At 58.6% G+C, this 24,551-nt stretch carries 23 protein-coding genes and 1 pseudogene; 11 read left to right on the top strand and 13 right to left on the bottom strand.

All coding sequences use genetic code 11. The features are described 5' to 3' along the window. Position 1: 1 nt before the first annotated feature. The 6 genes from mce to J4G14_03420 all read right to left on the bottom strand — a co-directional run bounded on the left by mce (position 2) and on the right by J4G14_03420 (position 5,355). Positions 2 to 430 (bottom strand): methylmalonyl-CoA epimerase, encoded by a 429-nt coding sequence (gene mce / locus J4G14_03445; GenBank protein MCE2456850.1) that lies wholly within the window; start codon positions 428 to 430, stop codon positions 2 to 4. 11 nt (positions 431 to 441) lie between these two features. Continuing rightward, positions 442 to 1,587: an acyl-CoA dehydrogenase family protein gene (locus tag J4G14_03440; GenBank protein MCE2456849.1), complete on the bottom strand. Its 1,146-nt coding sequence runs from the start codon at positions 1,585 to 1,587 to the stop codon at positions 442 to 444. A gap of 3 nt (positions 1,588 to 1,590) precedes the next feature. Further along, positions 1,591 to 2,217 carry a histidine phosphatase family protein gene (locus J4G14_03435; GenBank protein MCE2456848.1) on the bottom strand — a complete coding sequence of 209 codons (627 nt, stop codon included), beginning with the start codon at positions 2,215 to 2,217 and terminating at the stop codon, positions 1,591 to 1,593. Between the two features lie 196 nt (positions 2,218 to 2,413). Continuing rightward, positions 2,414 to 2,905: a hypothetical protein gene (locus J4G14_03430; GenBank protein MCE2456847.1), complete on the bottom strand. Its 492-nt coding sequence runs from the start codon at positions 2,903 to 2,905 to the stop codon at positions 2,414 to 2,416. Between the two features lie 343 nt (positions 2,906 to 3,248). Beyond that, positions 3,249 to 3,515, bottom strand: a complete 267-nt coding sequence (locus J4G14_03425) for a DUF4282 domain-containing protein (GenBank protein MCE2456846.1) — start codon at positions 3,513 to 3,515, stop codon at positions 3,249 to 3,251. 184 nt (positions 3,516 to 3,699) lie between these two features. Then, positions 3,700 to 5,355, bottom strand: a complete 1,656-nt coding sequence (locus J4G14_03420) for a methylmalonyl-CoA mutase family protein (protein MCE2456845.1) — start codon at positions 5,353 to 5,355, stop codon at positions 3,700 to 3,702. Between the two features lie 110 nt (positions 5,356 to 5,465). Between J4G14_03420 and ruvB the strand changes: the two are divergent. Next, a pseudogene (gene ruvB, locus J4G14_03415) lies at positions 5,466 to 6,481 on the top strand (Holliday junction branch migration DNA helicase RuvB). A 47-nt stretch (positions 6,482 to 6,528) separates the two neighbouring features. Here the strand turns inward: ruvB and J4G14_03410 are convergent. The 3 genes from J4G14_03410 to J4G14_03400 form a co-directional block, all read right to left on the bottom strand. Next, entirely contained in the window at positions 6,529 to 7,008 is a 480-nt protein-coding gene (locus J4G14_03410; GenBank protein MCE2456844.1) for a DUF488 domain-containing protein, read from the bottom strand. A gap of 98 nt (positions 7,009 to 7,106) precedes the next feature. Then, complete coding sequence (locus J4G14_03405; GenBank protein MCE2456843.1) at positions 7,107 to 7,538, bottom strand: type II toxin-antitoxin system VapC family toxin; 432 nt, start codon at positions 7,536 to 7,538, stop codon at positions 7,107 to 7,109. Further along, a complete protein-coding gene (locus J4G14_03400; protein MCE2456842.1) occupies positions 7,535 to 7,804 on the bottom strand; it encodes a type II toxin-antitoxin system PrlF family antitoxin in 270 nt (89 codons plus the stop codon). The genes J4G14_03405 and J4G14_03400 overlap by 4 nt, the downstream gene beginning before the upstream one ends. Before the next feature lie 75 nt (positions 7,805 to 7,879). Here J4G14_03400 and J4G14_03395 point away from each other — a divergent pair, with 75 nt between their 5' ends. Next, a complete protein-coding gene (locus tag J4G14_03395) occupies positions 7,880 to 8,167 on the top strand; it encodes a DUF1330 domain-containing protein (protein MCE2456841.1) in 288 nt (95 codons plus the stop codon). Between the two features lie 52 nt (positions 8,168 to 8,219). Further along, positions 8,220 to 10,700, top strand: coding sequence for a CehA/McbA family metallohydrolase (locus J4G14_03390; GenBank protein MCE2456840.1), 2,481 nt, complete (start codon positions 8,220 to 8,222; stop codon positions 10,698 to 10,700). Positions 10,701 to 10,767: 67 nt separating this feature from the next. On the opposite strand, the gene J4G14_03385 is transcribed toward J4G14_03390, so the two are convergent. Beyond that, positions 10,768 to 10,971, bottom strand: coding sequence for a PQQ-like beta-propeller repeat protein (locus J4G14_03385; GenBank protein MCE2456839.1), 204 nt, complete (start codon positions 10,969 to 10,971; stop codon positions 10,768 to 10,770). A 56-nt stretch (positions 10,972 to 11,027) separates the two neighbouring features. Then, a complete protein-coding gene (locus J4G14_03380; protein ID MCE2456838.1) occupies positions 11,028 to 12,041 on the bottom strand; it encodes a PQQ-binding-like beta-propeller repeat protein in 1,014 nt (337 codons plus the stop codon). A gap of 214 nt (positions 12,042 to 12,255) precedes the next feature. Between J4G14_03380 and ppcA the strand changes: the two genes are divergently transcribed. Continuing rightward, entirely contained in the window at positions 12,256 to 13,731 is a 1,476-nt protein-coding gene (ppcA, locus tag J4G14_03375) for a phosphoenolpyruvate carboxylase (GenBank protein ID MCE2456837.1), read from the top strand. Between the two features lie 38 nt (positions 13,732 to 13,769). On the opposite strand, the gene J4G14_03370 is transcribed toward ppcA, so the two are convergent. Then, complete coding sequence (locus J4G14_03370) at positions 13,770 to 14,237, bottom strand: hypothetical protein (GenBank protein ID MCE2456836.1); 468 nt, start codon at positions 14,235 to 14,237, stop codon at positions 13,770 to 13,772. Positions 14,238 to 14,597: 360 nt separating this feature from the next. On the opposite strand from J4G14_03370, the gene J4G14_03365 reads away from it, so the two are divergent. After that, positions 14,598 to 14,963, top strand: coding sequence for a cupin domain-containing protein (locus tag J4G14_03365; protein ID MCE2456835.1), 366 nt, complete (start codon positions 14,598 to 14,600; stop codon positions 14,961 to 14,963). Positions 14,964 to 14,978: 15 nt separating this feature from the next. Here J4G14_03365 and J4G14_03360 read toward each other — a convergent pair whose 3' ends face one another. Next, positions 14,979 to 15,506 carry a YIP1 family protein gene (locus J4G14_03360; GenBank protein MCE2456834.1) on the bottom strand — a complete coding sequence of 176 codons (528 nt, stop codon included), beginning with the start codon at positions 15,504 to 15,506 and terminating at the stop codon, positions 14,979 to 14,981. 177 nt (positions 15,507 to 15,683) lie between these two features. Here J4G14_03360 and J4G14_03355 point away from each other — a divergent pair, with 177 nt between their 5' ends. From J4G14_03355 to cydC, 6 genes are all read left to right on the top strand, one after another. Next, the gene (locus J4G14_03355) at positions 15,684 to 16,073 is read left to right on the top strand and encodes a hypothetical protein (GenBank protein MCE2456833.1); all 390 of its coding nucleotides are present in this window, start codon (positions 15,684 to 15,686) and stop codon (positions 16,071 to 16,073) included. Beyond that, entirely contained in the window at positions 16,074 to 17,207 is a 1,134-nt protein-coding gene (locus tag J4G14_03350; GenBank protein MCE2456832.1) for a Gfo/Idh/MocA family oxidoreductase, read from the top strand. Positions 17,208 to 17,285: 78 nt separating this feature from the next. Further along, a complete protein-coding gene (gene fabG / locus J4G14_03345) occupies positions 17,286 to 19,250 on the top strand; it encodes a 3-oxoacyl-ACP reductase FabG (protein ID MCE2456831.1) in 1,965 nt (654 codons plus the stop codon). A gap of 248 nt (positions 19,251 to 19,498) precedes the next feature. Next, positions 19,499 to 19,975: a MarR family transcriptional regulator gene (locus J4G14_03340; protein MCE2456830.1), complete on the top strand. Its 477-nt coding sequence runs from the start codon at positions 19,499 to 19,501 to the stop codon at positions 19,973 to 19,975. A gap of 266 nt (positions 19,976 to 20,241) precedes the next feature. Further along, positions 20,242 to 20,700, top strand: a complete 459-nt coding sequence (locus J4G14_03335; protein MCE2456829.1) for a hypothetical protein — start codon at positions 20,242 to 20,244, stop codon at positions 20,698 to 20,700. 208 nt (positions 20,701 to 20,908) lie between these two features. After that, positions 20,909 to 24,544 (top strand): thiol reductant ABC exporter subunit CydC, encoded by a 3,636-nt coding sequence (cydC, locus tag J4G14_03330; GenBank protein ID MCE2456828.1) that lies wholly within the window; start codon positions 20,909 to 20,911, stop codon positions 24,542 to 24,544. Positions 24,545 to 24,551 lie beyond the last annotated feature (7 nt).

Raw genomic sequence — 24,551 nt, 5'->3', positions numbered from 1 at the left:
GCTACCTCCGCGCGGTATCCTGGTCCACCAGCTCGATAAGGACGCCCCTTGTCGAGCGTGGGTGGATGAACCCGATCATGCCGGACAGACCCTCACGTGGCGCGTTGTCAATGGTCCGGACGCCGTGTTCGTTCAGAGCGTCCAGGCTCGCTTGGAGATCGTCGACCTCGAAGGCAATGTGGTGTACGCCCTCGCCTCTTCGCTCAATGAACTTCGCAACGCCGCCCTCCGGATCGGTCGGCTGGATGAGCTCAAGCTGCGATCCGCCAATGCGTACCAGTGCGGCTCTCACTGCCTGGTCTTCGATGTCCTCGACTTCGGCCTCGCCGGTGCCGAACACGTCACGGTAGAAGGCGAGCGTTTCATCGATGTCGCTCACAGCGAGGGCGACGTGGTTGATGTGTCGGGCTGTGCAGGGGGAGTCAGCCAATCTGGTTCTCCTTAGTCTCTCAGCAGGTTGCGGGCGATGATGAGCCGCTGAATCTCGGACGTGCCCTCGTAGATCTCCTGGACCTTGGCATCGCGATAGTAGCGTTCGACATTGGTGGGCGCGAAGTAACCGACTCCGCCGTGCATCTGGACAGCCTTATCGGCGCACTCGACGGCGACCCGCGAGCAGTAGAGCTTCGCCATGGAAGCCTCGGTGACGAAGGGCCGGCCTTCGTCTTTCAGGGTGGCAGCCTTGAGCGTGAGCAGTCGGGCCGCCTCGATGCTGGTTGCCATGTCGACGAGGTACCACTGCATCCCCTGGAATTCGGCGAGCTTCTGCCCAAAGGCCTCACGTTGCTTGATGTACGCGAGGGCGGCATCGTAGGCAGCCTGCGCGATGCCGACGCACTGGGCCGCTATCGCCATCCGGCTGGCGTTCAGCACCTCCATTGTCATGCGGAAGCCATCGCCCTCGTTGCCCATGCGGTTCTCGTCCGGCACGGGACAGTCCTCAAAGACCACCTCTGCGGCAGACGATGCACGAATACCCATCTTGCCGTGTAGCGGGTTTACCGTAATGCCCGGAGTGTCGCACTCGAGGATGAACGAGTTGATGCCGCGGGAGCCGAGGCTGCGGTCCTGGGAGGCCATAACCACCATCGTGCTGGCCTCAGGTGCGTTGGTGATGAAGGTCTTGGTACCGTTGAGGACGTACCCACCGTTGGACTTTGTGCCCATGGTGGTCATCGCGGCGGCATCGGAGCCTGCTCCCGGCTCCGTGAGGGCGAAAGCGCCTATCTTCTCGCCGGCCACCAGGGGCGGAATGAACTCGCGTTTCTGACCCTCAGTGCCGAACATGTTGATGTACTGTGTACAGAGCGAGAGTTGTGCGCCAAGCACCGTCGCGGTGGCCGCGCATCCACGCGAGATCTCTTCGACTGCAATCGTGAGCTGCCGGGTGGAGCCTCCACTGCCGCCGTACTCCTCGTCGATGCCAAGTCCCAGGATTCCAAGCTCAGCGAGACCCTTCATGTTCTTCCAGGGGAACTCCGCGGTCTCGTCGTACCCTGCGGCACGTGGAGCGAGCTCCGCATCGGCGAACTCGCGCACGAGGTTCCGCAGCATCAGCTCTTCTTCGTTGAGTAGCAGTTCGGTCATCGTCTAGGCTCCGGAGTGAGTCTTCTTGAACAGGGTCGTGTCGATTCCACTCGTGCCAACTATATCAAAGGTGGGTACGGTGAATGCCAGATAAGCGGGCAGGCCCAGCGACTTCCAGAGCTCGAACGGGTCCACCTGCCAGTGACGCATGATGAAGCTCGTCATTGCGGTGCCGTGAGTTACCAGTATTGCGTTGCTCACAGAGTCACTCGACAAGGCTGCTTGAACTTCGTTCTCAATCCGAAGTCCCAGCTCTTCGCAGGACTCCTGCCCGTAGACAACTTCGTTTGGACCTCCGAAGAACTCCTTGATACTGTCGTGGAAGTGAGCACTGGACAGAAATTCTCCTGAACGACTGTGTTCTCGTAGGCCGTCGCGCGTTGATACGTCCAGTCTTAGATATTCCGCGATGGCTGTTGCGGTCTCTACCGCCTTGGGCTCAGTGCTCGACGTCACCACAGCGGGTAGGTATCGGCGGAGACTCGCGGCAAATTCAAAGCAGCTCGCAACGCCTTCCGGACTGAGACCCCATCTGGATGTCGGTACGCTCGTGTCGACACCAGGAGCGGCGTGTCGCGCTAGGACGACAATTCTGCCTGAGAATACGTCACTCTTGAGGTCTAATAGCATTGAGAAATGTGTATGTGATGTTCAGATTGTCTCATTCTTAGGCAGCCGGTCCAGAAATACTGAAGCAGGCGGCACTTTTGACCTGGTGCGTGGGAAGGCACAGCAGCCCAACCAAAGCACAGCGCAGCGCTGAACCTGCAACGCTGCGCTGTTGGCTAGCTACTAATCAGACCAGTCAGTCTGACTAGTGGCATACTTAGGCGTTGGCTACTTCTCGACTGACGTGCGCGGCGAATTCCCTAGCCTTGGCTTGTTCAAACCCTATGGCTTTACAGTCGAGTGATTGACCGGCGTTGTTTGTAATTCTAAATGTAGACTTGCGTGACGAAATCAGGACAAGGACACCCAGGGCAGCGAAGAGCAGTCCGACTACGACTCCAACTACCTCTCCCGCAGATAGTGTCCCCAACCCAACCGCTACCAGCAGCAGCCCCAAAAACACCATTCCTATTGAGATTCCTGTACTGACCCCTACGGAAGCTATATTGTTCAGTGGATACTGAAACTCATCAGAGCTGAACATTCCAGTTTGGTAGCGCCCCCCACATCTGCGATTCGTCAACACGAAGGTATTCTTCATCGGGAAGATCAGGGAAGTCTTCAGTTCAACGCCGTCAACAATCGCCTCGTCGTCACCAAGGATGATGCCAGGCGGCAGGCTATATCCACCAGTTCGAACCCATGCCATCTCATTCACCTGCTGAGAACTAGGTCCCTGTAAAGCACAAGTTCAGTGAATCCGAGACTTGAACTTCGCGATTGATCAGTGACAATATCTAACTTCGTCACTCTTAAGTCAACCCAAATGGACCGAAGTCTATCAGAGTTCATAGGGTCTCTTGTGTGAACTAAGGTTACCTGGGCCAGTCCCGCAAGTAGGAATCTGCTCGCATTGCGCTTTCTGGATGCGGCGGCGAACAGGCCAGACCATCCAAGGTTAAGGCGAAAAAGCCGCTAGTACAACCCAAGACCGGTTGTGCAGGCAACCCGCCTTCACCTGAGCCAGCCTCGCCCGGTCTAGGAAAGGACTGCTACTCGTCTCGCTTCTGGTCCCTTATGTCGGTGAGGGTCTCGTTGATCCTGAAGATCACCATGAAAATCTCTGCATACAGCCGTATGGCAATCGGTCCAAGTATGAGAAGAGCCAGTCCGCCCCACCTCTCGTCGCCATCACCGGTGACCAACAACACCAGCCCGCCGATGACTGCAATTACCGTAAGTACCCAATACACGATCTGAATGAGGACTGGTGTAATCATTCTTCTGAAAGTCAGAAATCCCCTGATGTCGTCGTTCATGATTCCCCCTTCCAAATCATCAAGACCAACTGTGCCAACAATGTGGACAATCTACCACATGGATCTTTGAGCTAAAAAGGATCGTCAAGTCCATTCGAGTCGCCACGCTACGCACTGGATCAGCGGGCGCAACTTGCCTGAGGTTCCTCTAAGCCGGGACGGCCAGTCTACTTGCTTCCTGCCACTAGAACGGCGCGAACTCATGCTGTTCGCCGAAGACAGTCCTGAAGACGTCCGAAATCTCGCCAAGGGTAGCGTAGGCCTCGACCGCCTCGATGATCGCGGGCATGACGTTCTCGGACCCACGGGCCACATCTTCGATGCGGGCCAGCGCCGCGCTGACCACCGAGTCGTCCCGGTCTCTCCTGATCTGTGCCAGTCTGTCCAACTGGTTTTGAGTTTCCAGACTGCCAATCGTCTGCAGGCGCTCAATCGGCGGGGTAGGGGCCTGGAACCTGTTGACTCCAACGACTACCCGCTCCTCCGCCTCGACCATCTTCTGGTGCCTGAAGGCGCTCTCATGGATCTCCTGGATCTGGTAGCCGTTGTCGAGGGCAGACAGGGCGCCTCCCAGGTCGTCTATGTGCTGGATATACTCGAACGCCTTCTCCTCGACCTCGTCGGTCAGCCTCTCCACGTAGTACGAACCCGCCAGCGGATCGACCGTGTTGGCGACGCCCATCTCGTACGCGAGAATCTGCTGGGTGCGAAGCGAGAGCTGCACCGACTCCTCGGTGGGAAGAGCAAGCGCCTCATCCTTGGAGTTGACGTGCAGTGACTGAGTTCCGCCGAGAATGGCCGCGAGCGCCTGGATCGTCGTGCGGATCGTGTTGTTGTCAGGCTGCTGCGCTGTCAGGGTGACGCCCGCAGTCTGAGTGTGGAAACGGCATGTCCACGACCTGGGATTCTCCGCCCCGAATCTCTCGCGCATGATCTTGGCCCACATCCGGCGGGCCGCCCTGAACTTTGCGATCTCCTCGAACAGGTGACTCTGTGCGACGAAGAAGAAGCTCAACCGGGGCGCGAATCTGTCAACGTCTAGTCCGGCGTCGACCGCCGCCTGAACGTAAGCGATCGCGTTGGAGAATGTGAAAGCCAACTCCTGTGCGGCTGTCGCTCCGGCCTCGGCCATGTGGTAGCCGCTTATGCTGATGGTGTTCCATCGCGGCACGTGTTCCGAGCAGTACTCGAACGTGTCCGTTACCAGGCGCATTGAAGGCTTCGGTGGGTAGATATATGTGCCTCGTGCGATGTACTCCTTGAGAATGTCGTTCTGGATGGTGCCGTTGAGACCTGCTGGGTCAATGCCTTGCGCCTTGGCGACAGCGATGTACAGGGCGAGCAGAATCGGCGCCGTAGCGTTGATCGTCATCGACGTGCTTACGCGGTCGAGCGGAATGCCGTCGAACAGTGTCTCCATGTCGGCGAGGCTGCTTATCGGGACCCCGGTCCGGCCGATCTCGCCCTGCGCCATGGGATGGTCCGAGTCGTACCCTGTCTGAGTGGGCAGGTCGAATGCGACGCTGAGACCTGTCTGTCCGTGCTCGATCAGGTAATGGTAACGGCGATTTGACTCTTCAGGAGAGGCGAGTCCAGCGTACTGCCGCATCGTCCATAGCCGGCCACGGTACATGGTCGGCTGGACGCCGCGCGTGTATGGATACTCACCCGGGTAGCCAAGTTGATCAGCGTAGTCGGCTCCATCGCGGTCCTCAGGCGTATAGAGGGCGTCCTCTGTGATGCCCGAGGCCGTCTCAAAAGAGTCCTGGCGCTCTCCAAAGCGTTTCAGTACCGGGTCTAGGGTGGACTCTTGCCACTCCTGCTTGTTTTCGCTGGGCATGTTGCCCCTCCACTCAACCCCTCGCGGGGTCTGTTAACATAGTTGCGACGGCCACATTCTAGCACTCTCAATCCTGTGGCTCGTCCTTCCCGGAGAACTCGTAGTTTCCTATGACCCAGAGTGAAAGAATAATATCCGGCAGCGCCCAGGATGACGACCATAGCCTGGATAGCAGCCTGCGTCCGCGCAGACTGCGTGACTACGTTGGCCAGGACCTGCTGAAGTCTAACCTCGATATCTCGATCAAGGCCGCACTGCAGCGCAATGAGCCCCTCGACCACTGCCTGCTGTACGGGCCTCCTGGTCTGGGCAAGACGACGCTCGCAAACATACTCGGCGTCGAGATGGGCGTGAGGGTCAGAACGACCTCCGGGCCTGCCATCGAGCGCCCGGGCGACATGGTGGCCATCCTGACGCAGCTCCAGGAGAACGACATCCTGTTCGTAGACGAGGTCCACCGGCTGAGCCGGGTCGTCGAGGAGATACTCTACCCAGCGAGGTGATCGACAAGGGCCTGAAGGCGCGGGCAATGAACCTGAGCATCAGGCCGTTCACGCTGGTCGGAGCGACCACCAGGTTCGGAATGGTCAGCGCACCGCTGAGAGACAGGTTCGGCCAGGTCCACCGTCTCGACTTCTACGATGATGCTGCGATGCGCACTATCGTCTCCCGCTCCGCCAGGATCATGGAGATCGAAGCCGAAGAAGAAGGGGTCTCTGAGATCGCACGTCGCTCCCGCGGTACCCCACGGGTCGCCAACCGGTTGCTTAGGCGAGTGCGGGACTACGCCCAGGTAGTGGCTGACAACATGATCACTGCCGAGGTCGCTCGTGAGGCGCTCGACAGGCTCCAGGTGGACGCTATCGGGCTGGACGACATCGACAGGCGCGTGCTGGGGTCCATTGTCGAGAAGTTTTCCGGCGGACCCGTGGGACTGGGCACGCTCGCCGCATCCATCAGCGAGGACCCGGACACCATCGAGGACGTGTACGAGCCGTACCTGCTCCAGCTCGGCTTCCTCGAACGCACGCAGCGGGGCCGCGTCGCCACACGCAACGCCTACGAGCACCTTGGTCTTGAGTTCGAGTCAGGGCCAGTGGAGACGCCTCAAGGCCGGTTTTTCTAATGGAGCGCGGGCGTCTCGCCCGTTAGGATCTGAATCCACATACAGGTTCACCCGTCGTTCGAGATTTCTAGCTCTACACTGACATCTCCGTCACGCATGATATGCAAAAGCTCGAGTCCCGCAGCCTGTAGTGGTGGACCAAGCAGAAGGCGGCGGTGGCACAGCTTGGGATCGCCTTCAGAACAGAGGATTACAGTACGTCTCTGAGAAGCCACGCCGACCAGTTCGTCTATGGCGATCTGAAACTCAGCTATCGTGCTCATCTTGCCGTAGTCGGGCTTGCCCTTGGAGTCATACATCGTCGGGTCTTCTGGCCTGCCGCCGAGAGGTCTCCCCATGAACTCGTAATCGATGCCGATAGACTCGAGCAGCCCTGGAAACGTGCGGCGGTTGGAGAATCGAGCGAACCGTGAGACCGGTCTTGATCTGACATCGACCAGGAGCTCGATCGCGTTGTCCAACAGCAGTGGCGAAAAGGCCTCCCAAGTGTGATTACTGTGTCCGACTGTGTAGATGCGGGCCAGCAATATGTACACCCCCGACGAAAGTGAGGCATTCAGAATGTTCGACCGTTCAAGAACTAGGTCAAGAAGAACTGCTGCTTAGCCTAAGACTATTCAGTTCACTAAACGTTGCTGGGTGTGCTCGGCTCAGTCCTTCGGATCCCAGCTATGCGGTCAAAGTCCCTGTCGTAACTTACAATCTCGGCGATTCCTTGCCGTTGCATATGCGCAACAGCCAGTGCGTCCTCAAAATCCAGATATGGTGACGATGCATAGAGATCTAGAGCTTCGAGGTAGACGCGTTTTTGAGGCAGTCTCAGTCCCCGAAGTGTCAGAATTGGGACTAGCCGGGCCCTGATCTCGTCATGGCTTAGCCTGTATGGAGCACGTGTGGAAGAGAGGACATAAACTACCTCGGATACGATGGCCTCACATGTGAACAGTTCCTCTTCACCCTGGTTCACACGCTGAAACAACTCGTAACAGGCCTGGGCTTTGATTTCGTCGTCACCAGTCAGGTACCTGAGGAACACATTGGTGTCCACAAACCTCATGCTTCGTCCAATTCTCTCGCGGTCTTCTCTGCCTTGGCATCCTTGGCCATTCGCGAGATCGCCTTGAAGTCTTCGGGACGTTGGGAGGGCCTAACGGACGCGAAGGCAGACTCCAAGGTGAATGAAGCTGCCTGTAAGTGAACTTCCCCAGAGTCGTCGATGGTAAAGGTGACCTTATCCCGAGGTTTCAGGTGAAGTAGGCGTCGTACCTCAACAGGGATTGTGACCTGGTTTCTCTGGGTTGTGGTGGCAGTGATTTCTCTCATGACTCCCCCAATGTTAGAATGCATACGCAATGCACATACATCATATCATTGTAAGATGCCGTAAGGAGGAATGAAATGGCCGGGTACGTAATCGCAGACGTGGATGTAACCGACCCTGAACTGTTTGCCAAGTACGGCAAGCTGGTATCTGCCACGGTCGAGCAGTATGGTGGCAAGTATCTCGCACGTGGAGGCGAGGTGGTTGTCCTGGAAGGTGACAGGACTGCCCATCGGACAGTGATTATCGAGTTCGAAAGCTTTGAGCGTGCGAAGGAGTGGTACCACTCTGACGACTATGCACCAGCGCTGAAGATGCGCCTCGATTCGGCGAACTCCAACGTGCTAATAGTCGACGGGACGTAAGTATTGACGACTCACGTGGCGCAGTGACGTTTACCGAGCCGGAGGTGAGAACATGGCCGACTATGAACCGCTCGATATCGCCTCGCACCTTAATGGTGGGATAGACGCGCTCGGAGAGGATGCAACGGCCGAGATTGGCCCCAGGCACTTCAGGGGTCTGCCGTTCGACATAGGCGACGATCCAGCCAGATGCTTCATTTCGTTGGAAGGCGAAAGCGAAGCGACCACGATCCCGGTAGATCGCTCTGCCCACAGAGTCCTCTTCGCTCACAGGCTTGTCACCACGGAAATCGACGAGGGCGGCCCCGTCGGAACGCACGTGGCTGACTATGTCTTCACGCTGGAGAATGGCAACCGCCACGTGGTGCCCATCAGGGAGCGCTTCGAAATTAGCTCGGTGCCCATGGACTCGTTCCGTGGCCCGTCCGGTCTCCCATTTCTCGCGGTAACAGACGGCAAGCACCAGTTGTTCCATCGCACTGAGGGCCCCTGGCACGAGATCGGGCGTCGACAGACCGAGTATCTCCAGGCCAATGCGAAGAGCTACTTCCTGTGGAGCTGGGCCAATCCTGAACCCGATGTGCCCATCGAATCGATTGAGATCGTGCCCAAGGGCCCAGCGTTCGTGGTCGCGGGCGTTACGCTCGGACACGTCGATGAGCACCCCTTTGCCCGGCAGGGGCGCCGCGAGGCCAAGATCACTATCACTGATCCGGTGCTGGCGTCCACGCCGTTCGATGTCGACGTTGAAGTCGACAGGGGAGACACGACCTACGCCTTCCCACTCCCCAAGGATCCCGACGATGGATTCGTGTCAGGGTATCACCGCGGATTTGGTGAGCAGCCCAATGAGCACGCGAGCCCGTCGTATGCGGAGATCTCCGCTGTGCCGTCGGCGACCGTGTCGATCAAACAGAACGGCGAGACCGTGGGACAGGTGCCGTGGGGTGAGGTTGAGAAGTCGTGTAAGGCTGAGACTCCCAGGGTCCGTGTGGAGCTGGCAGATCCCGGCCGCAACTGGGTGAAGGTCACCGTCGTGGACGACGACACCGGCAGGCCTGTACCGTGCCGCGTGCACTTCAGGTCGCCGGACGGAATCCCGTACCAGCCTCATGGCCATCACAACCAGGTCAACTCCAACCTGGAGACCTGGCACATCGACATCGGCGGCGACGTGCGCATGGGCCATATCACTTACGCGTACATCGACGGTCGGTGCGAGGGCTGGCTGCCGCGTGGCGATGTGATCGTCGACGTGGCCCGCGGTTTCGAGTACGAGCCACTTCGGACGAAGGTGCGTATCGAGCCGGGACAGCAGAGGCTGGAGCTTCGCATCAAGCGCTGGACCGACATGAACGCCCGTAGATGGTACAGCGGCGATTCGCATGTGCACTTCCTGTCGCCGCAGGGAGCACACCTTGAGTCGAGCGGCGAGGACCTCAACGTGGTCAACCTGCTCCAGGCACAGTGGGGCAGCCTGTTCACCAACAAGGAGGACTTCACGGGCAGAGCGAGCGTCGTCCAGAACGGCAGCAACATCGTCTACGTCTCACAGGAGAACCGGCAGCACTTCATGGGACACATGATCCTATGGGGCTTGAAGGAGCCTGTCATGCCATGGGCCTCGGATGGGCCGGGAGAGGCCGAAATCGGCGGTCATCTGGAGACCACGATGGCGCACTGGGCGGACGAGGCTCACGCGCAAGGGGCATGGGTGATCAACCCGCACTTCCCGAACCCTAACGGCGAACCGGCTGCGCTGGTAGCGACCGGTCGTCTGGACGGCGTGGAGATGCTGCGGCAGACACGTCCGAACCACTTGGAGTACTACCGCTACCTGAACTGCGGCTACCGGCTGCCGCTTGTCGGTGGAACGGACAAGATGAGCAGCGAAGTTCCGGTTGGGCTGTACCGCACGTATGCTCGGCTCCCGGACGACCAGGAGTTCACCTACGAGAACTGGTGCCGCTCAGTCGCCGCTGGCAGGACTTTCCTGAGCGGTGGCCCGATCATCCACCTATCGGTCGATGGCAAAGAGGTCGGAGACACACTTGCCATATCGGGCGCAGGCACCGTGGAAGTCGAGGCGTGGGCTGAGAGCGTGCTCCCCGTATTCTCGCTGGAGATCGTGATGAACGGCCGGGTCGTCGCACGAACGGATAGTCGGAGAGGCGCCCGCAGGCTGGAACTTCGCGAGAAGATCAGGGTCGACGGCCACTCGTGGATCGCCGCCCGTACGGGAGCCTATGACTACTTCGACATCGTCCCGCATCACGACGTGTGGAACAGGGGAGTGTTCGCGCACACGTCGCCGGTCTATGTGGCCTGCGGCGGTGAGTGGGACATGTTCGACCCGGCGACGGCCCAGTACATGCTGACGCTGATTGAAGGCGACCTGGCCTACATCGAGCAGACGGCCGGCGTGCGGCCTGTAGGGTCGGTCACGCATCGACACGGCGAAGAGGACCACCTGGCCTTCCTCCAGAGACCGTTCCTGGAGGCAAGGGATGCGATCCTCAGCAGGATGAAGTAACGAGGGCGAACCTCGCGTCAGGAGCGAGGTTCGCCCTGCGTCAACTGCTAGATGGCTTTCAGCAGCGTCACCGACCCGCGGCGACAGACGCGTCGATGGCGTAGATCGCGCCATTCAGTGAACTGAAGTACACGACGCCGTCGGACACCGTGTATGTACGGACTCCAGAGAAGAACCCCTTGTTGAATCCCCAGAGTTCATGGCCGGTCACGGCGTCCAGCGCGACCAGGTATCCGTCAGACGATTCGAGGTAGAGAACGCCATCAGCGATCTACAGGAACTGCAGCATGTTATCTGATGGGCCGAGAATCCATGCTACGTCTCCGGTCAGTTGTCCGATACCACGGCCGGCGACCTGACGACATCGCCTGTCTCGAAGGTCCAGACTGGTCCGCCGTTCGCGGCGTCGAGTGCGTACACGTTTCCGTCGTCCGCTCCAACGTACGCCATACCGTGCGATACGGTCGGCGCGTTCATGGCCCATCCGGGCACGCTGAACTGCCAGAGTGTCGCCTCTATGGGAAGTTCGGGATGCTCGCCGGGCGGCGGCCCCATCATTCCCGTAGATGGTGGAGCGCACATCTCTATGCCCATGGCGAAGTCCATTACGGCCTGGTTGGGCACCTGGCCTGCTGCAGGATCCTGCAGCGCCGCCGCGATGACCGCGCCAATATCCGTATCGGCAAGTAGTTCCTGAATGCACTCCCTGGCTTCCGGTGGGACCTCACCCTGACCGGCATCGCCCAGCAGCATTTCGTTTACCATCAGCGAAAACATCATCGCCCCGGGGAAGGCCGTAGCGGTATCAGGGGCCAGGCAGCCAATTACTGCGGGAGCCCATTGAGGCTGCTCAGGCGATACGGGTTTCGCACCGATATCCTGCAGCTGGTCTTTTCCCAACTCCGCGTCCAGGCAGTCCTGTTCAGCAGTGGATAGCTGCTTGAACACGTCTCCCCAGACGATGGCGACAGAGTCCATTTCTGGCTGTGTAACGGTGGGCTGAGCCGCCGTTTCGGTCGGAACCGGCGTCGGAGCGGCTGTAGACGGGTTGCGCGTAGGTCGGGGGGCCGGTGTAGGTGTGGTAGGCGCTGAAGTTGGCGCCACAGTCGGTGGAGGAAGAGAAGCAGTCGGAGCGGGCAGCGGGGCTACTCGTGTGGTCTGCGGAGCCGTGTCGATGGGTACAGCCGTGGGCGCTTCCGCCGGCAAGGCTGGCTGCTGAGGAGGCGGAGGTGGCTGCTCTTCTGCACAGGCCGCCGTGAACACAAAGAGGAGCAGCAAAATCGCCGAGCCTGGAATTGCGATCCAACGGAAGGGTCTGGATGCCGGGGGGCCGAACCTCATTGGAATTGACTCCTTATAGAGCTTTTGCCTAATTCTAGGTCTAGTTTATGGTCTAGTCATTGGGTGATATGGCTTACTTACGCAGAGATTGAGGTCGCTGGATTGTGGCCATGACAGGATGGGTTGTCCCGAACTGTCCATCCTGTACAATCAATCCCGATGTAAGCTGCTACCTAACGTGTGTAACTCACAGCATCATTGCAAGGGGTGTGTCATGGCCTTGATTCCCAAAGTGATGAGTACTCAACATCCGGACAACGCCAGCCCGGCGCCATTCGCCGACGACCTGGGTGTGTTGAAGGGAGATGGAGAGGTTGACGAGGCGGCGGACGTGTTCGCCCTTGGTTGCGACGAGCAGATGTGGGACTCTGAGGGCAAAGAAGCGGACAACCAGGTGGTACGGAAGCTGCTAACCAGCTACCCAGACTTCTTCCAGGAGAATGTCCAGCTAGGCCTCGACGTGGCCCTGACGCTGCGGGTCCCGAACCCGAGAGTGGAACGGGACATGCGCAAGTCGATGGTTGAGGCCCTCCACAGTGTGTCCTCTTCCTGGGACATGGCGCAGAGCTTCTACGGTGACGGACACGTCGCTCCCATCCAGGAGGTGATTCTCCCGCTTACGACATCCGCTGAAGAGATAGCGATGGTTGAAGCCTACTATCGAAGTGTGATCGTAGGACAGGAAGACAGGACCGTGCTCTACGGTCAGTCAGTAAAAGACTGGGTAGGCGAGTTCTACCCCAAGACCATACGGGTGATTCCACTCATCGAGGACATGGAGCACCTGTTTTACTGCGACCGCATAGTCGAGGAGTACCTGCAGGATAGAGACCTTCCCTATCAGCGGGTGTTCCTCGCTAGAAGCGACCCTGCACTCAACTATGGAATGGTGGCCGCTGAGCTGATCCTGAAGGTCGGGCTGCTACGACTCCACAACCTCGAGGTGAAGCTGGGTATACCGCTGTACCCGATTATCGGAGCTGGCTCCGTGCCGTTCCGTGGTCACCTTGGGCCAGTGAACGTCGAACGTTCGCTGCAGGAGTACCCCAGCGCACAGACGTTCACCGTCCAGTCGGCGTTCAAGTACGACTACGACAGGGACACCGTCCGCGAAGGAATACAGAAGATCCTGGACCACAAGCGCACCGAGCCCACGTACATCGACCAGGCGCGCGCCAGGGAAATCATCGACAAGTCCACGGACGAGTACCAGGCGCGGGTACAGGAGATGACCGATGTCATCAGGGCCATCTCGTCCCACGTCCCCAGGCGACGCGAGCGCAAGATGCACGTTGGGCTGTTCGGCTATGGGCGATCGCTCGGCGGTGTCGGAGGAGTCACGCTTCCCAGGGCCATCGGATTCGCCGCCTCACTCTACTCCATAGGGGTGCCACCAGAGCTGTTGGGACTGGCCTGCCTGACAGAAGACGACCTGAGCTTCATCCGGGAGGTCTACCCGAACCTGGATGGAGACCTGCGGGCAGCCCTGCGATTTACAAACGAGCGGCACGTCAGGGAATTGCTTGGTGAGCCGTACATGAGCCTGGCCGGTCAGTTCACTGACGAGATCGATCGAGTGCACGAGGGACTTACCAGCGCAATCTGGGCTAGTGTTGGACAGGAAGACACCACGATGAACGTCTTCCATTACGTAGAAGAGGCTGCGCACCTGCGCCGGTTCCTGGGATAGGAGGGCCCGTCGTTAGGGCACAAGCTCGACGGCGACGGTCAGGCTGGGGTCGCAAGCTCGCGTTGGCTGAGGTCGATCCGCTCAATGCCTTCTTCGATCTGCTCCGCGACTAGAAGACAGATGTGCTCGTACGGCGCGTCCATGTCAGCCGTGAAGTGCCCGGGCCAAACTTTCGCCCGCTTGGCTTCCGGAGTTCCCCACCAGAGGCTCCAGTGATTGCGGGGCGGCTCCTCGTCGAGCAGCAGATTGTGAATGGCGAAGAAGGTGCAGCCGTCGTAGGTCTCGCCGACCCATCCATTGCGGGCTGTGATGGAGCATGCCTTGTGAAGTACGCCTGCGGTCTCCCCCTCAGCGAACTTGACCTCGAGCCGTCCGCCATCGAACCGTCTCACGAGAATGTATCGCGTGAGGAGGTGTCCCTGATCGTTCGTCCTTATGAAGGGGCCCGCGACTTCATAGTCCTGACGGTTGATCTGGAGGTATCCGCGGTCATCTTCGCTGAACATGCTCATGTCCACGTTCCCCTGCTGGACCGGTGGGTCACTTGCCTTAGCATTCTGTGGAATCTTCAAGACATAGCGAGTGTCAAGCGCATTATAGTGCATTTGTCAACGAAAATCTATCAACAGTGAGGGTTTGACTGTGGTTTTGGCACAATAAAAGACAACACATAGCATTTGAAATGTATGTTGTCCTGTTTTTGAGTTCAGAAGGGCAAGGTATGAGAGAGGGTCGCTTTGTGTCGCAACCAAGCTACTTATGGAGGAGGGACCGCCACAGGTTTAACTGCCCTGCACTGTGACTGCTCTTACTACGCCTGATATAGAGTATTGTGTACTATTCGAAAAAGATCGGGAGGATTTCATATGAAGTGGAAGCAAAACGAGTCCGAGGACGTCATCAGCACCGCTGGAATTCACGATGGAGATGGAGTCATCACCCGCCGCAGGTTCTTCCTCGAGGAAACGCGACTTCCCGTGCGCATCGAAATATGGGAACTGCCACCGGGGGCGAGCGAGGGCTCTCACATACATGACGGCGACAACACCCTGGAAGAGTTCTACTACTTCCTCTCCGGGCAGGGCGTAATGTGGATGGGAGAAGAGGAGCTGCCGGTAGGACCGGGAGACGCCGTGATGGCGCCTCCCGGTGTCGATCATGGTTTTCGCTGTTCAGGTGACGAGACCCTCAAGCTGGTCATCGCATGGGGCGTGCCCCTGGACAAAGATTAGGCTGGTTACCTGAACCTAAAAGACCAGCGAGAAGAAGAAGATGCCAAGGAAGATGACTATGATGAGTGGAATGGCAGCGGCAATCAATATGACGAAGAATGCGCGCCATGTCGAGGTGTAGTCCAGGCTCTGCCTGACAGCGACCACCATGGCTGCTATCTGCCAGATGAAACTCAAAAGAGCTATGAGCCCACCCACCGCAGGGATGAATACTAGAATTCCAAGGATACCCGGAGTCTGAGCGAATCCGGTACATCGAGCGAGTTGCCCCCAATCGGCCTCAGTACTCTTCGACTTAAGAATAGTTGTGCCAATCAAAAGGACTAAGAGCGCCCAGACAGCCCAGAACACGATTCCTCGTATTACGCCGAAGAGCAATCCGCCCACCAGGGTGGTGTCTCCATTCAGAATGCCACCGATTGCGTTGGCAATGGCAACTATGATTACGACGAGCAGCGCCTGAATCGTAGCGCTACTATCTCTCTCAACCTCTTCGTAGGTGTCTGAACTCAACCGGGCTGCGCCCAACATCCTGCCTATCATCGGTTAGCCCTCCTCTCAGATATGACGGATCCGTTACGCACGAGGTTAGTGAAATCCCACGCGCAGATATGGTAGCGCATGGAGCAGTGGTTATGTGGTGTCAGGGAAAGTGATTGGGGATATACTTGAGAAAAGAATTTAACTTGATCAGAGTCTGGTGTCACTAGGAGCGCAATATTGTCCGTCTTCAACTCTGCCTCTCTCAGGACCACTGTGCAGGGCGCCATTGAACAAGGTCAGATTGGCAGGCCTGCATCGCTGCGCCTGACGGTTCATGGTCCGGGCGGTGAAGACGATCTTCAAAGCCTCGAATCTGACGTACGCGATCTGACCAGCGCCTGGTTCGGCGGGCCCAGCGAGTCCGAATACGTCACCGGTGGCCCTGGGGGACCGTCAATAATCGCCCTCAAGTGGCCAGGAGGTCAGTCTGCGATCCTGTCGATCAGCACGGGTGCCGGTCGGACTGGAGGCAACCTTGTGCTGCTGGGCTCAAACGGGGCTATCTATCACGACATCGATCCGGCCCCCTCCGACAACGTCCGAGTCGCCGGTACTGGAGGCGAGTAGATGGCTAAGTACGGTGTAGTCGCGGTCGGTGGCAACAGGACCCACCAGGAAAGTTACGCTCGCGAGTTCGCCTCTGATCCTCGCTGCGAACTCATCGCCGTTGCTGACGAGCCCGGACTCCCGGAGTACAGGGAGGGGCTGAACAGGCTGCTGGCGAGCGAACTGGGTGTGCCGTATCTCTCTCTTGATGAGGCTCTGGCCCGAGAGGGCGTGCACATAATCGACAACTGCGCGGATGTCGAGCGAAGGGCAAGAGTCGCTCTGAAGACTCTCGAGGCCGGTAAGCACCTCTACATGGACAAGCCTCTGGCCGCCTCGGTTGAAGAAGCTCACACTATCGCGGATGCGGCCGACAGGTCCGACGTGACGACCCAGATGTTCACCCAGGTGACGACCAGCTGGGCGCAGGCGGCGAAGTCGGCCATCGAATCCGGGCGTACGGGTGAAGTCCTTGCGATTCACTGCGACATGCTGATGGCAAAGGGCAAGCCTGGAAGCGTCGACCATGGGATCGTCAGGCAGGAGAAGCCCAGCGACGGTCGCTTCACTCACGTAGAGGCCAAACGTGAGCTGTTCGATATGGGCGTATATCCGATTGCGCTGGTGCACTGGCTGAGCGGCGTTCGTGTGAAGACGGTGTACGGTATTACCGGCAACTACTTCTTCAAAGAGCACGCCGATCTTGATATTGAGGACTACGGGGCGCTTACTCTTACGCTGGACAGTGGCCAGGTGGCGAGTATTACGAGCGGCAGGATTGGCTTCACCAGCCACCCTCGTGGAGGTCTGCTGCGCATCACCCTCGTAGGGGAGAACGGCATCTTCACGTTCAGCGAGTCAGACCCGCACATTGAGATCTGCAACGACCAGCCACCGTTCGAAATGCCGCTGGTGCATCCCTTCGACCCAATGAGCATGTGGGCGTCGACAGCCAGCGAGATGCAGCACATGCCCAAGGACCGCAGGGTACCTCTGGCTGTCGGTGTGCAGGGCCGCGACATAGCAGCGTTCGTCGACTGCCTGGAGTCTGGAGAGCGTCCACAGGTTACGGTCCGGGACGCCGCGCACGTTATCGAGGTCATCATGGCCGGGTACGAGTCTGCCTCGGCAGGGGAGCCGGTCGACCTGCGCTAGCAACTCCGGGAACATTTCCTCGTCAGGTTGCGTCTGTATAGATGTGACGAGCGAAATCGCGGTCAGAGAGGTGCCCGGATGTTCAACAGAACGAAGACAGTGCTACGTTCAGACATAGTTGCCCTGCTTGTGTTCCTGCTGGTTTCTGCGTGCCAAAGCCAACTTGTCCCGGCGAACTCCACGCTTGAATTGCCGTCGGGCAAGGAGCCTAACGCCTCGGTGAGCGGCGGCGTGACGTACAGGGAGAGAATCGCTCTTTCGCCTGATGCCAAACTCGTGGTCGAGATTCGTGATGTGTCCTACGAGGACGCAGCGGCACCGTTGATCGCGCGCCAGACCATAGCAGGTCCGGGACAGGTGCCCATCGAGTACAAAGCCGGTTACAAGCGCGATGACATAGACTCACGGAGCCTTTACTCCGTGAGCGCGAGGATCGTCGAGTCGGACGGTCGACTGGCATTCACCAACGACACTGCGCACGATGTGATCACTCGGGGCAATCCGAACAATGTGGATATGGTGCTTGTGCTGGTCCAGCCGCCTCCTGATACGGTCGGAGACAACGAGGACTGGCGCACTTGGGTGGAGGTTCCTGCCCGAGTGATCCGTGCCAACCTCATACCCAATGAGAGGGAGCAGTTCCTGAGAATCGAGTATTACCAGTCCACGATCGAAGGATGTGCGCGTCGGGGAAGTAAGTCCCTGCAGGTTAACGAGTATGACATCGTTGCCACCGTAACACTGATGCAGCCTCCGCAGACCTCTTGGGCAATACCATGTGAAGACGAGGTGGTCCAGTTGGACGAGATTGAACCCAAAGTTGAGCCTCTCGAACCTGCCCGGACCTATCGAGTTATTGTCAACGATCAGGTTCTCACAACCCTGACCGTCCCCGATCCAGAACTGGGGTTCACCCACATCGCCGAGTCTCCGATCGAGAATGCAGAGATCAGGCCCCGCGACGGCGCGTCCGGCGAGTACGAACTCCTGGTGGTCTCCGGTCTGTCAAAGGGCAGCAGTTGCTCGCAGTTCAACGGGTACGAAATTCGCCGGAGCGAGTACGACACGGTCGAGGTGACGGTCACGCACCACGAGGTCTCAGACCCGATGGTAGCCTGCACCGCAGACTACCCCATAGTGGAAACGACCGTCCCACTCGGCTCCGACTTCGAACCCGGCGTGGAGTACACTGTTGTGGTCAACTCAGATATCTCGGAGAAGTTCGTCGCCCAGGTAGGTCAAGGCCGTAGCCCTCCCTGGGTCCACGACAGGAGTGATTCAATGACTCATACTCAGGACTTTCAAGGCAAGGTCGCCATCGTAACTGGAGCGGGCCGAGGTATGGGGAGGGCAGTAGTTCTGAGACTGGCGGCCGCTGGTGCTAGTGTGGCCGTCAATGACCTGCGCTCCGAAGATGCTCAACGGGTTGCTGATGAGCTGACAGACAGCGGCACAAAGTCTGTGGCAGTGCAAGGCGACGTCACCAAGTCATCGGACGTGCGTCGCATGGTAGACAGCACCGTGGACACTCTTGGCGCCGTCCACATCCTCATCAACAACGCGGGAGTTCTGAGGCCGACGCCTGTAATCGACATCGAAGAGGACGAGTGGGACTTCGTAGTCGGCGTCAATCTGAAAGGGACGTACCTGTGCAGCCGTGCCGTCCTGCCTACTATGAGGAGCCAGGGTTGGGGACGGATCGTGAACTTCTCGTCGACCGCTGGGAAGAACGTCAGCACCGTCGGCGGGGCGCACTACACCGCGGCCAAGGCCGGAATCCTGGGCTTCACTCGGCATCTCGCCAAGGAGGAGGCCGCCTACGGCATAACTGTCAACTCTGTCTGCCCAGGCCTGATCGACACCGAGATGGTGCGAGATACGATCTCCGAAGATCGCGCCGACGCCTACGCGGCCAGCTTTCCAATTCAGCGACTCGGGGAGCCGGAAGAGGTGGCCGAGCTGGTGGCTTTCCTAGCATCCGACAGGGCTTCCTACATCACCGGAGCATCGCTGGACATCAACGGCGGCGACCTGATGATCTAGGGGTTCTGCGTACCGGTCGAATGGCCAGTCACGGCTCTCCTGCGAACTGGTCAGGCTGTTCCATGAACGTTCAAAGTCATGTAGTGCTCATTGACCTTGTCGAAATCCGATGATCGCATATAAGAGTTGCGCGACTATTTGCAACGCAATACTATAGCCGCTAACAGAATAGTACGATTTTCCGAAGGAAATACTCAGAATCTTCGGAAGTCCTTCCAAAAGCAGTTAGGGACACCAGGTCGGATTACGTGGTAGACGAAAAAAGGCAGGAGCTCGAAGCTCGGTTCTTCCAGGTGGCGGAGCAGCTAAACCGCCAGATTCACAGTGGGCACATGGACGAGTGGGAAGGTCTGGAAATGACCATTCCCCAGATAAGGACGCTCGTCCTCCTGGAACGCATGGGGCCGGTGCGGATGACGGACATTGCCATCTACATCGGGAGGGCCCTTTCCGCAACGACCACCGTCGTGGACCGGCTGGTTGAAAAGGAGCTGGTCGACCGCATATCTGATACTAACGACAGAAGACTCGTAATGTGCGAGTTGACCAAAACGGGGCAACAGGTACTTGAACGCTTCTGGCGTATCGAACGGGATCGCCTCCAGATGGTTGCCGACCTGATGGATGACAGGGAACTTGCGCGAGCGGTAGATGGACTGGAGCTGGTCAGCAACGCGGGTGGTGAGATACTCAGGGCCCTGGCAGCCATGCAGATTACCGACTGAGCGATGCTCTGAATTGCCCGATGTCGGCCACTAGTCACGCGGTCTACGTTCTCTAAAGACTCCTGCAAGAGTCATTCTCTCAGGGTAAATTACCTAATGCGTGACACCTTGGCGGGGTTTTCCATGCCCAGCACTGCAAAACTCATTGTGTCTGGGGCCGGATTAGTTTATAAACTGACTGAATCGCACTTCTGTAACAGCCCCATGACACGTATAGAGGTCTTATGAATCACAGAAAACCCAGCTTCACCTTGTGTCTCTTGCTGTTGGCCATCGCACTCCCTGCACTGCTGCTTGCCTGCGACCAAGCCGACGAGGGGCTATCCCGAGAGATTGTCGAGGAGATAGCCCGCGCCGAGATTGCCAGCTTCCCGGAACCTGACGTCTTCGGCCTATCGCGGGATGAAGTGGGTGAGATTGTAGATGAGAAGATCGCTAGTATGCCCCAACCTGAGACCGGCCTGGACCGCGATGAAGTAGAAGCTATCGTACAGTCCGCCATGAGAGGTCTGCTTGTTCCCAGGCGAAGCCTCACCCGTGTGGAAATAGAAGAGATCGTTCAGTCTGAGATTGACAGGATCCCAGATCCCGAGCCGGGTTTGACTCGTGAGGAAGTGGAAGAGATCGTGCAGTCGGCCATAGCGGACATTCCGAAGCCCGAACCAGGGCTGACTCGTGAGGAAGTGGAAGAGATCGTTCAAACGTTGATGGCTGATTCAAACTGACGTCAACGAACCCCTTAATGGGGAGCCAGAATCCGGGAGTTCTTGGCTGACGAGAGGGGATGGACAGGTGTTCGGTGCGATCTGGTACGACTAAAGGGCTATAGTGACCGCCTCCCGTGTTATTCTGCCTGCCTTTGATGTTGCATCCAGGCTGCGGTACAATCGCTCCGCTTAGTTGGGGGGAGCTGGCACCCTTGGGAGTTGAGCGATGTACTTCGACTGGCGTCTATACGGACTAACTCGTGGCGTGAGACTCAGGATCCTGTTCGCAGCGGTCCTTGGTCTGATTGCAGTAGGCGCCGGGGTCGCAAGACTGGCGATCTCAGGGGTTGTGATCTACAGGGTCCTGTCGGGACAGGCCAGCTTCTCAGCACTCTTCCTCCCGCTCTCCATTATCGCAGTACTGATAGTCGTTCGCGGCCTGTTCCAGTACTGGCAATACGCGGTAAGCCACCACACAGCCAACGTCGTCAAGATCAACCTTCGTCGCGACGTGTACGAGCACGCACTGAGGCTGGGTCCGGGATACTTCGACCGTAACCGGACGGGCGATGTCGTACTTACGCTGGTCGAGGGGATAGAACGCCTGGAGACGTTCTTCGGCCAGTACCTGTCACAGATCATAGTGTCGGCGATTGCGCCTATAGCGATATTCGCCTACATGGTGACGCTGGACGTCTACATCGCCATCATCTTCCTGGTGTTTGCCTTCCTCACACTTGCCGTCCCGGCCATGTTCTATACGTGGAACCGGGACAGCAGCTTCAGGCGTCGCCAGTCCTACGGCGAACTTGGAGCCGACTTCCTCGACAGTGTGCAGGGTCTTGCGACTCTCAAGTCGTTCGGACAGAGTGAGAGCCGGGGCAGGGCGCTGGCCGAGCGCGCTCAGAATCTGTACAGAAGCACTATGGGCGTCGTGGCCGCCAACGGAGCGACGAGCGGAGCCTCGATCTTCTTCATGGCGATTGGCGCAGCCGTCGCACTGGCCGTGGGGGCAGTCAGGGTCAGCAACGGCGACATGGAACTCCGCCCCCTGCTGATCGTGCTTATGCTCGGCGTGGAGATCTTCAGGCCGATGCGCGAGCTGACTAACCTGTATCACCAGGGGATGACGGTGATCTCATCGTCCCAGAGCGTATTCGCGATCATGGACGAAGCGGTCTCGGTGGTGGAGTCCGAATCGGCCCTGAGTGGCACAACTCCTGATCTCAGGCCGGAGGTCTCATTCGAGAGTGTGACGTTCGGCTACGAAGGCGGACACAGGCAGGCGCTGCACGATGTCTCGTTCGGTCTGCGCGAGGGAGAGACTCTCGGAGTGGTGGGAGCGAGCGGGGCAGGGAAGTCGACGCTCGTATGGCTGATGTATAGGTTCTACGACCCACAGGCAGGATCGATCAAGCTGGGTGGACATGACCTGCGTGATTTGCCCCTCGACACTATCAGGGACAGCATATCTGTCGTCACGCAGGACACATACATGTTCCACGGGACGGTTGCGGAGAACCTGCGATTCGGAAAACCGGGCGCGACCCAGCAGGATCTCGAGGAGGCCGCTCGGGCAGCAAACGCGCATGAATTCATTTCACATCTGCCGCACGGTTACGACACCGTGGTCGGAGAGCGGGCCGTCCGGCTGTCGGGTGGTCAGAGACAGCGGCTTGCCATTGCGAGAGCGGTTCTCAAGGACGCACCGATCCTGCTGTTGGACGAGGCCCTGTCCAGCGTTGACGCAGAGAACGAAACGGTCATCCAGGTAGCGCTCGACCGCCTGATGGAGAACAGGACGACACTCGTCATAGCGCACAGACTGTCCAGCGTCATCAATGCAGACCGCATCCTGGTGCTGGATGAGGGTCGAACCGTCGAGATAGGATCGCACAACGAGCTAATGGCCGCAGATGGGATATACGCCGGCCTGATGCGACAGCAAACAGAGATCGGAGCCGGGGAGGTTGTCACTGTCGACAGGCATCAGGCACGTCCCAATGAGTCTTCCGACCACGAGCCGGACCTTTCCCAATTCGCGGCCGGCCACGGACATCACCACCCGCCGCCGTCAGCGTCGGCGGAGGACGAACAGGTCAACCTTAGGTCACTCAACGTCTGGATTCGACTGTTCGGACTGGTCCGACCTGTCAAGTTCCAGTTCCTGATCACGCTTGTGCTGGGAATGCTTCATCACGGGTCGGTCATTGTGCTCGGCGCGTTGAGCGCGCTTCTGGTCGGGGCGGTGTTCCGTGACGAGCCATTGACCACTCTCGTTGTACTCGTGTGCATCTTCGCTCCTCTCTCGTCGCTGCTGTTCTACCTGGAATCGTGGCAGGCTCACGACATGGCGTTCCGGCTCCTGGCTAGAATGCGAATCGACCTCTACAACAAGCTGGAGCCGCTTGCGCCGGCCTACATGGTGAGGCGCCGGTCGGGAGACTTCGTCAGCGTCGTCGGAGGAGATGTCGAGACAGTCGAGTACTTCTTCGCACACGCCATCTCGCCGATGATCGTCGCAATTCTAATACCGGGCGGATTGCTTGTGGCGCTGGCATTCATAGCGTGGCCAATTGCTGCCGTGCTGGCCCCATTCCTCATTGCAGTGGCCGTCAGCCCCTACTTCGCTAACACTCGCATCGAACGACTCGGAGACGAGATTAGGGAGCGCATGGGTGATATCCATGCCTTCATGGTCGACAGCATCCAGGGGATGCGTGAGATCTCGGCATTCAGACGCGGGCCTGACCGAAACGACGAGCTGACCCATAAGGGCTGGGACTACGCCGGCCACCTGGTCCGATTCCAGAAGTCCCAGGCTTTCCAGATTGGCTTCATGGAGGCCATGATGGGGCTTGGAGGCCTCGCGGTCCTGGCTATGGGTGTGTGGCTGGTGCTCGACGGGCAGATCGAGCGAACTTACCTGCCCTTGGTGAGCGTGCTGGCTCTGGCTTCATTCAGTCCGGTCACGGAATTGGCTCGCACCATGAAGCAGATGATGGAGACGCTCGCCGCCTCCCGCAGGATACTTGCAGTCCACGACGAAGAAGTGCAGGTACAGGACGGTCCCGGAGTGTCTAGTGAGGCCGCCGAGCAGATTTCCCAGACTCCTTCTATCAACTTTGAGGACGTTGAGTTTGCTTACTCCCAGGGGGACCCGCAGGCGCTTAACGACGTCTCATTCGAGATCGGGTCGGGACAGACCGTGGCGGTCGTGGGCCGGTCCGGTGCCGGCAAGACCACCAGCGCATACCTCATGATGCGGTTCTGGGACCCGGACCGGGGTAGAGTCTCGCTGGAAGAGTACGGTCTCGAGCAGTTCCGACTCGACGATCTGCGGAGCCGAATCGCCCTGGTTGCACAGGACACGTACCTGTTCAACAACACAATCCGCGAAAACATCCGACTCGGTCGCCCTGACGCGACTGACTTCGATGTCGAAGAGGCCGCGGGGCAGGCGAACGCGGCAGAGTTCATTGGGTCTTTCCCAGAGGGTTACGACACACTGGTTGGGGAGCGGGGAATGCAGCTGTCGGGCGGTCAGAGGCAGAGGATAGCGATTGCCCGCGCAATCCTCAAGAACGCGCCGGTGCTGGTCCTGGATGAAGCGACCTCGCACCTGGATGCCATCAGCGAGGCAACAGTCAGGGATGCGCTGAACAGACTCATGGAGGGGCGCACAACTGTAGTGATTGCTCACAGGCTGTCAACGATTCGCGACGCCGACAACATCCTTGTTCTCGACGATGGGCAGGTAGTAGACCAGGGGACTCACGCGCAACTCATCGAGCGGGGCGGCTTGTATGCACAGCTTGTGTCAGCCCAGGTGGTGGGAACGGGGACCGGAGCGCAGGACTAGCTTCGCA

Source organism: Dehalococcoidia bacterium (assembly GCA_021295915.1).
Taxonomy (GTDB): Bacteria; Chloroflexota; Dehalococcoidia; order Lucifugimonadales; family UBA1123; genus VXRN01.
This window is presented reverse-complemented; position numbering and strand designations above follow the sequence as displayed.